This window comes from Pseudarthrobacter ribosi, assembly GCF_055412865.1.
In genome coordinates this window covers 42,002-55,988 of record NZ_JBVAYZ010000002.1, presented here as the reverse complement: position 1 = coordinate 55,988, position 13,987 = coordinate 42,002, and the positions used below count along the sequence as shown (strand labels likewise).

The 13,987-nt window shown below is 68.5% G+C and carries 9 protein-coding genes; 6 read left to right on the top strand and 3 right to left on the bottom strand.

What is annotated here, in order from left to right:
* The first annotated feature begins 14 nt into the window (after positions 1-14).
* From glgX to ACZYZ5_RS02005, 5 genes are all read left to right on the top strand, one after another.
* The gene (glgX, locus tag ACZYZ5_RS02025) at positions 15-2,354 is read left to right on the top strand and encodes a glycogen debranching protein GlgX (RefSeq protein ID WP_463898825.1); all 2,340 of its coding nucleotides are present in this window, start codon (positions 15-17) and stop codon (positions 2,352-2,354) included.
* On the top strand, positions 2,351-4,693 hold the full coding sequence (treY, locus tag ACZYZ5_RS02020; protein WP_463898823.1) for a malto-oligosyltrehalose synthase: 2,343 nt from the start codon (positions 2,351-2,353) through the stop codon (positions 4,691-4,693). Before glgX ends, treY begins: the two co-directional genes overlap by 4 nt.
* 28 nt (positions 4,694-4,721) lie before the next feature.
* Positions 4,722-6,485 carry a malto-oligosyltrehalose trehalohydrolase gene (gene treZ, locus ACZYZ5_RS02015; RefSeq protein WP_463899218.1) on the top strand — a complete coding sequence of 588 codons (1,764 nt, stop codon included), beginning with the start codon at positions 4,722-4,724 and terminating at the stop codon, positions 6,483-6,485.
* 14 nt (positions 6,486-6,499) lie between these two features.
* Positions 6,500-7,537 carry an L-glyceraldehyde 3-phosphate reductase gene (gene mgrA, locus ACZYZ5_RS02010; protein ID WP_463898822.1) on the top strand — a complete coding sequence of 346 codons (1,038 nt, stop codon included), beginning with the start codon at positions 6,500-6,502 and terminating at the stop codon, positions 7,535-7,537.
* A 235-nt stretch (positions 7,538-7,772) separates the two neighbouring features.
* Positions 7,773-8,858: an inositol-3-phosphate synthase gene (locus tag ACZYZ5_RS02005; protein WP_463898821.1), complete on the top strand. Its 1,086-nt coding sequence runs from the start codon at positions 7,773-7,775 to the stop codon at positions 8,856-8,858.
* Between the two features lie 251 nt (positions 8,859-9,109).
* Here the strand turns inward: ACZYZ5_RS02005 and ACZYZ5_RS02000 are convergent, their stop codons facing one another.
* From ACZYZ5_RS02000 to mshA, 3 genes are all read right to left on the bottom strand, one after another.
* Positions 9,110-9,955 carry a hypothetical protein gene (locus ACZYZ5_RS02000; protein WP_463898820.1) on the bottom strand — a complete coding sequence of 282 codons (846 nt, stop codon included), beginning with the start codon at positions 9,953-9,955 and terminating at the stop codon, positions 9,110-9,112.
* Between the two features lie 223 nt (positions 9,956-10,178).
* Positions 10,179-11,978: a formate--tetrahydrofolate ligase gene (locus ACZYZ5_RS01995; protein ID WP_463898819.1), complete on the bottom strand. Its 1,800-nt coding sequence runs from the start codon at positions 11,976-11,978 to the stop codon at positions 10,179-10,181.
* Between the two features lie 56 nt (positions 11,979-12,034).
* A complete protein-coding gene (gene mshA, locus ACZYZ5_RS01990) occupies positions 12,035-13,321 on the bottom strand; it encodes a D-inositol-3-phosphate glycosyltransferase (RefSeq protein ID WP_463898818.1) in 1,287 nt (428 codons plus the stop codon).
* Between the two features lie 128 nt (positions 13,322-13,449).
* On the opposite strand from mshA, the gene ACZYZ5_RS01985 reads away from it, so the two are divergent.
* Entirely contained in the window at positions 13,450-13,986 is a 537-nt protein-coding gene (locus ACZYZ5_RS01985) for a GNAT family N-acetyltransferase (protein ID WP_463898817.1), read from the top strand.
* Position 13,987 lies beyond the last annotated feature (1 nt).

Genomic DNA, 13,987 nt, shown 5'->3' with positions numbered 1-13,987 from the left:
CACGAGGAGTACACATGGAAGTCTGGCCCGGAACGGCATATCCGCTGGGAGCCACCTTTGACGGCACCGGCACCAACTTTGCCCTGTTCAGCGAACTCGCGGAACGGGTGGAGCTTTGTATCCTGTCTGACGACCTGACCGAGACCCGCATCGAGCTGACCGAGGTGGACGGTTACGTGTGGCACTGCTACCTGCCGCACATCCAGCCCGGCCAGAAGTACGGCTACCGTGTCCACGGCCCGTACGAGCCCGAGAACGGCAACCGCTTCAACCCGAACAAGCTGCTGATGGACCCGTACGCCAAGGCCATCCAGGGCCAGATCGACTGGGACCCGGCGCTCTTCACCTACGAGTTCGGCGACCCCGATTCCCGCAACGACAGCGACTCGGCGCCGCACACCATGCACGGCGTGGTCATCAACCCGTTCTTCGAATGGGACGGCGACCGCCAGCCGCGGATCCCCTACCACCAGTCGGTCATCTACGAGGCCCACGTCAAGGGCCTGACCGAGCTGCACCCGGAGGTCCCCGAAGACCAGCGCGGCACCTATGCCGGCGTCGCGCACCCGGCCGTGATTGACCACCTGAAGAAGCTCGGCGTCACCGCGATCGAGCTCATGCCCGTCCACCAGTTCGTCAACGACGGGACGCTCGAGGAGAAGGGCCTCAACAACTACTGGGGCTACAACACGATCGGCTTCTTCGCCCCGCAGAACACCTACAGCTCCTCCGGCGACGTCGGGCACCAGGTCCAGGAGTTCAAGGCCATGGTCCGCGAGCTGCACAAGGCCGGCATGGAAGTGATCCTGGACGTGGTTTACAACCACACCGCGGAAGGCAACCACCTCGGCCCCACCCTGTCCTTCAAGGGCATCGACAACCAGGCCTACTACCGCCTCGTCGACGACGACATGAAGCACTACATGGACTACACCGGCACCGGAAACTCCCTCAACGTCCGGCACCCGCACTCCCTCCAGCTGCTGATGGACTCCCTGCGCTACTGGGTGACGGAAATGCACGTCGACGGCTTCCGCTTCGACCTCGCCTCCACACTCGCCCGCGAGTTCTACGACGTCGACAAGCTCTCCACCTTCTTCGAACTCATCCAGCAGGACCCGATCGTCTCCCAGGTCAAGCTGATCGCCGAGCCCTGGGACATCGGCCCGGGCGGCTACCAGGTGGGCAACTTCCCGCCGCAGTGGACCGAATGGAACGGCAAGTACCGCGACACGGTCCGCGACTTCTGGCGCGGCGAGCCCTCCACGCTGGGCGAATTCGCCTCCCGCCTGACCGGCTCCGCGGACCTGTACGAAAGCTCGGCGCGGCGCCCCGTGGCCTCGATCAACTTCGTCACCGCCCACGACGGCTTCACCATGCGCGACCTGGTCTCCTACAACGAGAAGCACAACGACGCCAACGGCGAGGGCAACAACGACGGCGAATCCCACAACCGGTCCTGGAACTGCGGCGCCGAGGGCGACACCGACGACGACCGCGTCCTGACCCTCCGGGCCCGCCAGCAGCGCAACTTCATAGCCACCCTGCTGCTCTCGCAGGGCGTCCCGATGCTCCTGCACGGCGACGAGCTGGGCCGCACCCAGCAGGGCAATAACAACACCTACTGCCAGGACTCCGAGCTGAGCTGGATCCACTGGGACGCGATGGATCAGCCGCTGGTGGAGTTCACCGCCGTCGTCAACAAGATCCGCCACGATCACCCGACGTTCCGGCGCAGCCGGTTCTTCGACGGCCGCCCGGTACGCCGTGGTGAGGGCGAGAAGCTGCCGGACATCGTCTGGCTGAAAACCGACGGCACCGAAATGCTCCCGGAGGACTGGGGCAGCGGCTTCGGCCGGACCATCGGCGTGTTCTACAACGGGCACGGCATCCAGGAACAGGACTCGCGTGGCCGCCGGATCACCGACGACAGCTTCCTGCTCGGTTTCAACGCCCACGACGGCGACGTGGACTTTGCGCTGCCGGCCGCGGAATACTCACCGTTCTGGGACGTCCTGGTGGACACCTCGGACCAGGCCGACACCGGGGAGCCGCTCAAGGCTGGCTCGGTGATAAAGCTGGCAGCCAAGTCGATGGTCGTGCTCCGCGCACACTCCGGCCCCGAGGTGGAAGTGGACTACTCCGCTGCCGCGTCGCTGGCTGCGATGGCCGAGCACGAGGAAGAGGGCTCGGCGGCCGCCGCCGAGCTTGAGGCCGCCGCCGCCGCGGAGGCCGCTGCGGCGGAGGAGGCTGCCGCCAAGGCCGCCGCCAAGGCCAAGGGCGCGTCCGCCAAGGGGGCCGGCCGGAAGAAGCCGGCCGGGAAGCCGAAGGATTCGAAGGGGCCCGCCAAATGAGGACCCCGGTCTCCACGTACCGGCTTCAGATCCGGCCCGGCTTCACCCTCCAGGATGCTGCCGAGACCGTGCCCTACCTGAAGTCACTCGGCGTGGACTGGATCTACCTCTCGCCGATCCTGACCGCGGAGAAGGGCTCGGACCACGGCTATGACGTCACCGACCCCTCCGCGATCGACCCCGACCGGGGCGGCGCGGAGGGACTGGTCACCGCATCGCGGGCAGCGCGGGACGCCGGAATGGGAGTGCTGGTCGACATCGTGCCCAACCATGTCGGCGTCGCAACCCCCGTGCAGAATCCGTGGTGGTGGTCCCTGCTCAAGGAGGGACAGCAGTCCCGCTACGCCCAGGCGTTCGACGTCGACTGGGACTTCGGCGGCGGCCGGATCCGGATCCCCGTGCTGGGATCCGACGCCGACGTTGAGGCGCTGGAGGTCAAGGATGGGGAGCTGCGGTATTACGACCACCGCTTCCCGCTGGCCGAGGGAACCTATACCGCAGGTGACTCCACTGCGGACGACCCCCGCGCGGTCCACGACCGGCAGCACTACGAGCTGGTCGGCTGGCGCCGGGCCGACAACGAGCTGAATTACCGCAGGTTCTTCGCCGTCAACAGCCTGGCCGGCATCCGGGTCGAGATCCCGGAGGTCTTCGATGAGGCCCACGCCGAGATCGTCCGCTGGTTCCGCGACGGGCTCGTCGACGGAGTGCGGATCGACCACCCGGACGGGCTGGCCGATCCGGAGGGCTACCTGCGACGGCTCCGCGAGGTCACCGGCGGCAGCTACCTGCTGATCGAGAAGATCCTGGAACCGGGGGAGGTGCTCCCGGCGGGCTTCGACTGCGAGGGAACCACCGGCTACGACGCCCTCGCGGACGTGGACCGGCTCTTCGTCGACCCCGCCGGGCAGGACACGCTCGATGCACTCGACACCGAGCTGCGCGGCGGCCAGGCTGCGGACTACGAGGACATGATCCGGGGCACCAAGCGCCGGATCACGGACGGGATCCTGCACTCGGAGATGCTCCGGCTGGCCCGGCTGGTGCCGTCCGGAACCGGTCTCAGCGTCGACGCGGCCGCCGATGCCCTGTCCGAAATCATCGCCGCCTTCCCGGTGTACCGCAGCTACCTGCCCGAGGGCGCGGACGTCCTGAAGGAGGCCTGCGAACTTGCCGTCCGGCGCCGCCCGGAGCTGGCCGACGCCGTCGGGCTGCTGCTGCCGCTGCTCCTCGACGCCGGCCCTGAGCCGGACGCCGAGCTGGGACGCCGCTTCCAGCAGACCTCCGGCATGGTCATGGCCAAGGGCGTGGAGGACACCGCGTTCTTCCGCTACACCCGGCTGGGGACCCTGACAGAAGTCGGGGCCGATCCCACCGAGTTCGCCGTCGACCCGGACGAGTTCCACCACCGGATGGCCCGGCGGCAGGCTGAGCTTCCGCTGTCCATGACGACGCTGAGCACGCACGACACCAAGCGCAGTGAGGACACCCGGGCCCGGATCTCCGTGCTCGCGGAGATGGCCCCGCAATGGCGGGCCGCCCTGGCCCGGCTGCAGGAACTGGCGCCGCTGCCCGACGGGCCGCTGGCCAACCTGCTGTGGCAGGCCATCGCCGGCGCCTGGCCCGCGGACCGGGACCGGCTCCAGTCCTACGCGCAGAAGGCGGCGAGGGAGGCCGGCAACTCGACCGACTGGCTGGACCCGGTTGCCGGCTTCGAGGAGAAGCTGGCCGCCGCCGTCGACGCGGCCTTCGACAACGCCGACGTCCGGGCGGAACTGGAGTCCCTCGTGGACCTCCTGGCGCCGTACGGGGCCGTCAATTCACTGGGCGCCAAGCTGGTGCAGCTGACCATGCCCGGGGTCCCGGACGTGTACCAGGGCACCGAGTTCTGGGACCGCTCGCTGACGGATCCGGACAACCGGCGGCCGTTCGACTACGGTGCGCGGCGCACGGCCCTGGCCGCGCTCGACGCCGGCGAACGCCCGGCGTCGTACACCGATGAGACGGCGAAACTCCTGGTCACCTCGCGGGCGCTGCGCCTGCGGCGCGACCGGCCGGAACTGTTCACGGGCTACCGCCCCGTGGCGGCAACCGGATCGGCTGCCGGGCACCTGATCGGCTTCGACCGGGTCGGCGCGGCGGGCGCCGGGGCCGTCACCCTCGCGACTCGGCTGCCCCGGGGACTGGAGCAGCAGGGCGGCTGGCGGGACACCGTCATCCACCTGGACGGCACCATGACCGACGAACTGACGGGCGCCACCTTCGGCCCGGGCACCGTGGAGGTGGCCGCCATCCTGGCCAGCTACCCGGTTGCCCTGCTGGTACCCGCCAAGCACTGACTGAACCACCGATATACGGAAAGCTGTGATCACTTTGCCTGCTGACGGAAATGACCGCTTCGACCTCTGGGCGCCGGAAGCGGGCACCGTGACGCTGCTTGCCGACGGCCAGCAGTACCCGATGACACGACGGCCCGGCGGCGGTGACGGCTGGTGGACCGCGCCGGCGGCCCCCGCCGCCGGGGACGTCGACTACGGGTACCTGCTCGACGGGGACACCACCCCGCTGCCGGACCCCCGGTCCCGGCGGCAGCCCGAGGGCGTCCACTCCCTGTCCCGCACGTTCGACGCCGGCAGCCACGAGTGGGCGGACGGGCAGTGGCAGGGCCGCGGGCTGCAGGGGGCCGTGATCTATGAGCTGCACCTCGGGACCTTCACCCCCGAGGGCACGCTGGACGCGGCCATCGGCAAGCTCGACTACCTGGTGGACCTCGGCATCGATTTTGTCGAGCTGCTGCCGGTGAACGGCTTCAACGGCACTCACAACTGGGGCTACGACGGTGTCCTCTGGTACGCCGTGCACGAAGGCTACGGCGGACCCGCCGCGTACCAGCGCTTCGTGGACGCCGCCCACGCCGCCGGGCTCGGCGTCATCCAGGACGTCGTCTACAACCACCTCGGCCCCAGCGGGAACTACCTCTCCCGGTTCGGGCCGTACCTGAAGTCGGGGGAGGGCAACACCTGGGGCGACTCGGTGAACCTCGACGGCCCCGACTCCGACACGGTGCGCCGCTACATCCTGGAAAACGCCGCGATGTGGCTCCGGGACTACCACGTGGACGGGCTGCGGCTCGATGCCGTGCACGCCTTCAAGGACGAGCGGGCCGTCCACCTGCTCGAGGAGTTCGGTGCGCTCGCGGACGAAGTGTCCGCCGAAACCGGCCGTCCCGCCACGATGATCGCCGAATCGGACCTCAACGATCCGCGGCTGCTGTACCCGCGGAACGTCAACGGCCACGGCCTGGCCGGGCAGTGGAGCGATGATTTCCACCATGCCGTCCACGTCAACGTCAGCGGGGAGGCCACCGGCTACTACGCCGACTTCGAATCCCTCGAGGCCCTGGCCAAGGTCCTGGTGGACGGCTACTTCCACGACGGCAGCTACTCCAGCTTCCGCGGCCGGCACCACGGCCGTCCCATCAACACCGGCCTGGTCCACCCCGCGGCGCTGGTGGTCTGCAGCCAGAACCACGACCAGATCGGCAACCGGGCCACCGGCGACCGGCTGTCCCAGACCCTGGGGTACGGGCAGCTGGCGCTCGCCGCCGTCGCGACCCTGACCTCGCCGTTCACGCCGATGCTGTTCATGGGCGAGGAATACGGCGCCACCACGCCGTGGCAGTTCTTCACCTCGCACCCGGAACCGGAGCTCGGGAAGGCCACCGCCGAGGGCCGGATCCGCGAGTTCGAACGGATGGGCTGGGACCCCGCCGTCGTGCCCGACCCGCAGGACCCGGAGACCTTCACCCGCTCCCGGCTCAACTGGGCCGAAGCCGCCGAGGGTGACCACGCCCGGCTGCTGGAGCTGTACCGGCAGCTGATCGCGCTGAGGCGCTCGACGCCGGAACTCGCCGGCCTGGGCTTCGAGGACACCGCGGTTGCCTTCAGCGAGGCCGACCGCTGGCTCCGGCTGCGCCGCGGCAGCGTGGAGGTCGCGATGAACTTCTCCGCCGAACCGAACCGGCTCGCCGTGGCCGGCAGCACCATCGCGCTGGCGACCGACGGCGGCGTGCGCCTCGCGGACCGCCAGCTCGACCTCCCCGGCCACAGCGCCGCCATCATCTCGAAATAGGACAGGAAGTACGCATGACTTACGTTGCAGCAGAAACCCGGTATGACTCCATGCCGTACCGCCGCGTGGGACGCAGCGGGCTGAAGCTCCCCGCCATTTCACTCGGCCTGTGGCACAACTTCGGCGACGACAAGCCCTTCGAAACCCAGCGCGCCATCCTGCGCCGGGCCTTCGACCTCGGCGTCAACCACTTCGACCTGGCCAACAACTACGGACCGCTGGCCGGCTCCGCCGAGACCAACTTCGGCCGGCACCTCAAGGACGACTTCGCGCCCTACCGGGACGAGCTCATCATCTCCACCAAGGCCGGCTACAACATGTGGCCGGGCCCGTTCGGCGAATGGGGCTCGCGCAAATACCTGCTCGCCAGCCTGGACCAGTCGCTGAACCGCATGGGCCTGGACTACGTGGACGTCTTCTACAGCCACCGGCCCGACCCGGAGACCCCGATGGAAGAGACCATGGGCGCCCTGGACCACGCCGTCCGCTCCGGGAAGGCCCTGTACGCTGGCATCTCCTCCTACACCCCGGAACAGACCCTCGAGGCGGCCCGGATCCTGCAGGAGCTGGGCACCCCGCTGCTGATCCACCAGCCGAGCTACTCCATGCTGAACCGCTGGACCGAAAACGGCAGCCCCAACCTGTACGAGGCGCTGGAGCAGGTGGGGGCCGGTTCGATCGCGTTCTCGCCGCTGGCGCAGGGCATGCTGACCGACCGCTACCTGGACGGGATCCCGGCTGACTCACGTGCCGCCCAGGAAAAGTCCCTGGCCGAGGACAGCATCACCGAGGACAAGCTGGACCGGGTGCGGGGGCTGCACCGCATCGCCGAGGGCCGCGGGCAGACCCTTGCGCAGATGGCCATCGCCTGGATCCTGCGCGACCAGGGCAAGGGCTCCTCCGTGACCTCCGCCCTGGTCGGGGCGTCCAGCGTCCGGCAGCTCGAGGACACCCTGTCCGCGATCAACAACCTCGGCTTCACCGCCGCGGAGCTGACGGCGATCGACGAGTTCGCCGTCGAGTCCGACATCAACCTGTGGGCGCAGAAGTAGCCTGCCCCCCGCAGCCTGGCCCGCCCGCCGCCGGCCCGGCCCGCACCGCCGGCCCGGCCCGCACCGCCCGCACCGTCCGCCCGTCATATGGACGGTGCGGCGGCCGGGAACAACTTACGTCCCCGCGCCGTTGACTAGAATGCTAAGGGCGCCGTACGGCGCCGTGCCCGCTGCCGCCGTCGTGCATCAGAGTACTTCCGCGCCGGGCACATGAAGTTGTCCCCAAAGGAGTTCCGTGTCTTCACATCCGATTCGTGTTGCAATCGTCGGCGTAGGTAACTGTGCCACCTCGCTGGTCCAGGGCGTCGAGTACTACCGGGAGGCCGACCCCAAGGCCACGATCCCTGGCCTGATGCACGTGGAGTTCGGCCAGTACCACGTCAACGACGTCGAATTCGTTGCCGCGTTCGACGTCGACGGCAAGAAGGTGGGCCTGGATCTGGCCGACGCCATCCTGGCCAGCGAAAACAACACCATCAAGATCGCCGACGTCCCGCCGACCGGTGTCACCGTCCAGCGCGGCCCGACCCTCGACGGGCTCGGCAAGTATTACCTCGAGACCATCGAGCAGTCCACGGAAGAGCCGGTCGACGTCGTCCAGGCCCTCAAGGACGCCAAGGTCGACGTGATGGTCTGCTACTTGCCGGTCGGGTCACAGGAAGCCGCGGAGTACTACGCGCAGTGCGCGATCGACGCCGGAGTCGGCTTCGTCAACGCCCTGCCGGTCTTCATCGCCGGCACCAAGGCCTGGGCGGACAAGTTCACCGCCGCCGGTGTCCCGATCGTGGGCGATGACATCAAGAGCCAGATCGGTGCCACCATCACGCACCGCGTCATGGCCAAGCTGTTCGAGGACCGCGGCGTCACCCTGGACCGAACTTACCAGCTGAACGTCGGCGGCAACATGGACTTCAAGAACATGCTGGAGCGCGACCGCCTCGAGTCCAAGAAGATCTCCAAGACCCAGGCCGTCACCTCCAACGTCGAAGCCGACATCGCCCCGCGCGACGTCCACATCGGCCCGTCGGACTACGTCCAGTGGCTCGATGACCGCAAATGGGCCTTCGTCCGCCTCGAGGGCCGCAACTTCGGCGACGCCCCGGTGTCGCTCGAATACAAGCTGGAGGTCTGGGACTCGCCCAACTCCGCCGGCGTGATCATCGACGCCATCCGCGCCGCCAAGATCGGCCTGGACCGCGGCATCGGCGGTCCGCTGCTGTCCGCCTCGAGCTACTTCATGAAGTCCCCGCCGGAGCAGTTCAACGACGACCTCGCCCGCGACAAGGTCGAGGCCTTCATCCGAGGCGACCTGGAGCGCTAACCCCTCCTAACCCTCCGTTAGGCCGACGCTCCCGCACCTGTGGTGTGGGAGCGTCCTGCGTCTCAGACGCTCCCTCACGTCTGGTAGCTACGAAACCGATCCTCCCTCACATTGTGCAGGTATCGCCGGATCGTTTCTTCAGACGGGGCTGGAAAAGCCTGCAGCCGACGACGGGCTGAGATACGCGGTTCGGAGGATTCTCTTGATCGTGGCGGTGGCGTCCGCGAAGCCGTTCGCAAGGTCGTCTTGTCTCAGGACGAGCACCGTCCATCCCGCTGCCTCGAACGCCTTGTCACGACGGCGGTCGCTGTAATCTGGGCGGGCAGCAGGTGGTGGCCGCCGTCGTATTGGACGGCCAGCCGACGACGGCGGTACCCGAGGTCCGCCGTCGGGGAACCCGGCCTCTCCGGACGCAGGGAAAGCTGGAGCTCCGGCTCCGGGAGGCCGGCGTCGCACATCGCCAGGCGCAGCAGCGTTTCCGGACCTGAATCGGACCCCACCCGCATCAAGTCCAGGGCCGCCCGGGCGCGGACGATTCCCTGCAAATTCGGGTGGCGGCTCACCATTGAACGCAGCCCGCCGATGGTCGCGAATGGCTCGCTCCGTCCCTCCAGACCCAACCGGGGAAGCCGAACGAGTTCGTCGCCCGTGCAGACCAACTCGGGCAGGCTCAACCGCCGGGCAAGGTCGAGCCAGGTTCGGGAACGCGTGCTGATCCGGAGGCCGTCCTCCGTTTCGACCTCGTCGTCCCAAGCCAGAACCGTGTGCCCGACGATGCCCTTGCGCCGCACCTCGGGCAGCGCCCGCGGCTTGCTCAGGTGAAGCTCCTCAGAGTCCGAGAGCCACGGAGGAAGGAGCTGACATCGAAGCCTGGCGGCGGTGACGTGCGAGATCCAGGCCCCAGGCGTCGCAACGGACAACGCTCGAGCCGCCGTCTCCAATTCGAAGTTCCATTCCACGGGCCGGTAGAGGCCCCTGCTGACATGACTGATGTCGGACTGCCTGAGCCTGGTTCTCGGCACTCCGAAGGACCGGGCGTCTGCAATTGTGAATGCTCCGGCGCCGAGTGGACCGGGAAGCTCCGTTCTCGCTCTCATGCTGGAATTGTGACCCCATTTGGACAACCGTGCAGAAGTTATCCACAGGTTCCTGGGATCGGCCAGTGGCGGCAGGTTCGGTTTAGGACAATCCCGCCGGGACGCCATGCCGGATGTACGGAGGGTCGGTTGGGACGCCGCGCCGGATGTGAGGGAGGGTCGGGTGGGGGGACGCCGGATGTGAGGGAGGGTCAGTTGGGGGGACGCCGGATGTGAGGGAGGGTTAGAAGAGGCCGACGGGGTTGCCGTCGGCGTCGACGTCCATGCGCATCGCGGCCGGGACCTTCGGGAGCCCCGGCATCGTCATGACCGCGCCGGTGAGGGCCACGATGAAGCCGGCGCCGGTCTTGGGAATGAGGTCGCGGACGTGCACGGTGAAACCCTTCGGGGCGCCGAGCTTGCTCGCGTCGTCACTGAAGGAATACTGGGTCTTCGCCATGCAGACCGGGAAGCCGGACCAGCCGTTCTTCTCGATCTCCGCGAGCCGCTTGAGCGCCGGGACGGAGAAGTCCACGCCGTCGGCGCCGTAGATCTCCTGCACGATCGTCCGGATCTTGTCCTCCACCGACATCTCCAGCGGGTACAGGTGCCGGAAGGTGTGCGGCGCCTCAATGGCCGCGGCGACCTTGGCCGCGAGTTCGTCGCCGCCGTCACCGCCGCCCCCGCGGCCCCAGACATCGGCCACAGCCGCCTGGACGCCCTCCGCGGCACACCACTCGAGCAGCCAGTCCAGCTCCTCCCGGGTGTCCGTGGCGAACTTGTTGATCGCAACGACAGGGGTGATGCCGAACTTCTCCACGTTGCGCACATGGCGCTGGAGATTGACGACGCCGGCCGCCAGCGCGTCGAGGTTGGGTTCCTTGAGCTGGTCCTTGGGGAGTCCTCCGTGCATTTTCAGGGCCCGCACGGTCGCGACAATGACGACGGCGGACGGGGCGACGTCGGCGACGCGGGACTTGATGTCCATGTACTTTTCCGCGCCCAGGTCGGCGCCGAAACCGGCCTCGGTGATGACGATGTCCGCCAGGCTGCGGGCGGTCTGGGTGGCGATCAGGGAATTGCAGCCGTGGGCGATATTCGCGAACGGTCCGCCGTGGACCAGGGCCGGGGTCCCGGCGATGGTCTGCACCAGGTTCGGTTTGATGGCGTCCTTGAGCAGCATGGTCAGGGCGCCCTGGACACCCAGCTGGGCGACCGTGATCGGCTGCCGGTCGTAGGTGTACCCGAAGGTGATCCGGCCCAGCCGTTCCCGGAGGTCCGGGAGGTCCGTGGCGAGGCAGAACACCGCCATGATCTCCGAGGCCACGGTGATGTCGAAGCCGTCCTGCCGCGGGATGCCCTGCGTCGGGCCGCCGAGCCCGATCACGACCTCGCGCAGCGAACGGTCGTTCATGTCCAGCACCCGTTTGAAGGTCATCCGGCGAGGATCGATGTTCAACTGGTTGCCCTGGTAGATGTGGTTGTCCACGAGGGCCATCAGGGCGTTGTTCGCCGAGGTGACGGCGTGGAAGTCGCCGGTGAAGTGCAGGTTGATCTCGTCCATCGGCAGCACCTGGGAGTAACCGCCGCCCGTGGCGCCGCCCTTCATGCCCAGGATCGGCCCGAGCGACGGCTCCCGCAGCGCAATCATCACCTTGTGCCCGGCGCGGGCCAGGGAATCCGCCAGCCCCACCGTCGTGGTGGACTTGCCTTCACCGGCAGGGGTGGGGGACATCGCCGACACCAGCACCACCTTGCCGGGGGCTCGGGACGCACCGCCCTCCAGTGAACCGGCCAGCTTGGCGGGGTCGATCTTCGCCTTGTAACGGCCGTGGAAGTCCAGCGCCTCGGCGTTGATCCCGGCCGCCGCGGCAATCTCCTCGATCGGGCGCATCGTGGCCCGCTGCGCGATCTCCAGATCACTCAACGCGGCAGCGGGCGCGCCCCCGGCGCCAGTGTCTCCCGCGGCCTGTTCGGCGGCCGCAGCGGCAGCGTCTACCGCGGCTGCGTTGGCGGCTGATCCGGGAATCGTGGGTTCAGACATCGTCGTCCTTTGGCTCGTGGCGGCGGTGGGTGTGCGGCCGCGGGTTCAGGCCGCTGTTACCGGCCTATGGTTCCGGGTGCGGGCGTGTGGCCCACCGGAATGGTCAGGTTTCCAAAGTACTGGCTCAGCGCGGTGTGGTAGCTCTCCAGGGTGACCGCGGCGGTGTGTTGCCAGCCGAATCCCTCTGCGTGCAGTGCGGCCGCGCGGCCCATGTCCGCCCGGGTCGCAGGGTCGTCGTAGAGGGCTTCCAGTGCGTCGGCCCAGTCCGCGGCCTTGTGGCCCTCCACAAGCATCCCGGTCCGGCCATCAAAGATGGCGCGGGACAGCCCGCCGACCTTGGTGGCGACCACCGGTGTGCCGCAGGCCTGGGCCTCCAGCGCCACGAGACCGAACGACTCGCTGTAGGAAGGCATCACCACGACGTCGGCGGACCGGAACCAGCCGGCGAGCTTCGGTGCGCTGACCGGCGGGTGGTGGGTGACGACGTCGTCCATTCCGGCGGCGCTGATCAGCGACTTCAGATCGAAGTCCTTGGCCCCGCTGACCGCGCCGAGGATGGTCAGCTGCAGGTCGATGTCCGGACGCCGGGCCCGGAGCAGGGCGGCGGCCTTCACCAGGATCTGCGGACCCTTGAGGCGCTGGATCCGCCCGGCGAACAACAGGTGGAAGCGGCCCGGCGGCACACCATGGGTGGCCCGGGCCCGGCTGCGGAAGGCCGGCGTGAAGATGTCCAGGTCCACGCCGGGCGGGGCCACATCGATGTGGTCGTTGTCCGCGTGGTAGTGCGAGACCAGTTCCGCCGCTTCGGTGCCCGTGTTGGCGATCAGCCGGGTGGCGCCGTCGACAATCCGCTGCTCGCCGTCCTCGCGCCGCCGCGGCTCGCGCTGCTCCCCGGCGACCAGCAGCAGGTTCTTCACCTTGGCCATGGTGTGCATGGTGTGGACAAGCGGACGGCCCCACAGGCTGGCGAGCTCGAGCCCGGCCACCCCGGAAACCCAGTAGTGCGAATGGATCACGTCGTAGCGGCCGTGTGGCTGGAGCTGCCGGATCCGGTCGATTTCGGCCACCATGCTGTGCAGCAGTTCGGGCAGTTCCTCCTTGGGCAGCTTCCGGGTCGGGCCGGCCATGACGTTGTGCACGCAGACCCCCGGGGAGGGGTGCTCGACGGCGGCCTGGCCGGCGGAGGTGGACCGGGTAAAGATCTCCACCTCGACACCCGTTTCGGCGAGGGCCGCGGCGAGCGCGCGGATGTACACGTTCATGCCCCCGGCGTCACCGGACCCGGGCTGCTCCATCGGGGAGGTGTGTAGGGAGAGGAACGCGACGCGGCGGATCAGCGACATTCTTTCCCGTCCTCCCAGTACGCCCGGAACTGCATTTCGATAAAACACTACTCCTGAAAATCCCGCGGGTTCATAGGTCGGTGGGCGGCGCCGGTCACAGCGCCAAGCATGCTGCTAACGTGACGGCTGTGAGCACACGCGAAGAGACCGGTTCCGCCGCCCCGGGCTGGGACATCCGCCCCGCCGCCGGCGCGGACTGGCCAGCGATCTGGGAGATCCTCGAACCCGTGATCAGGGCCGGGGAGACCTTCACCTGGGACCGGGACACCACCGAGCACCAAGCCCGCGACCGGTGGTTCAAACAGCCCCCCGGGCAGACCTTCGTCGCCGTGGGCCGCGGGGAGCTCGACGGCGTGGTCCTGGGCACCGGCGAGCTGCACGCGAACCAGGGCGGCGGCGGGAGCCACGTCGCCAATGCCGGGTACATGGTTCACCCGGCCCACGGGGGCAAGGGGGTGGCCCGCGGGCTCTGCGTGTACTCGCTCGACGCGGCACGGGCGGCCGGTTTCCGCGCCATGCAGTTCAACGCCGTCGTGGAAAGCAACGTCCGGGCCGTGGCCGCCTGGCAGTCCCTGGGCTTCGAGGTGCTGGCCACTATCCCGGAAGCGTTCCTGCACCCGCGGCTGGGCTACGTGGGCCTGCACCTGATGTACCGCAGGCTGTAGC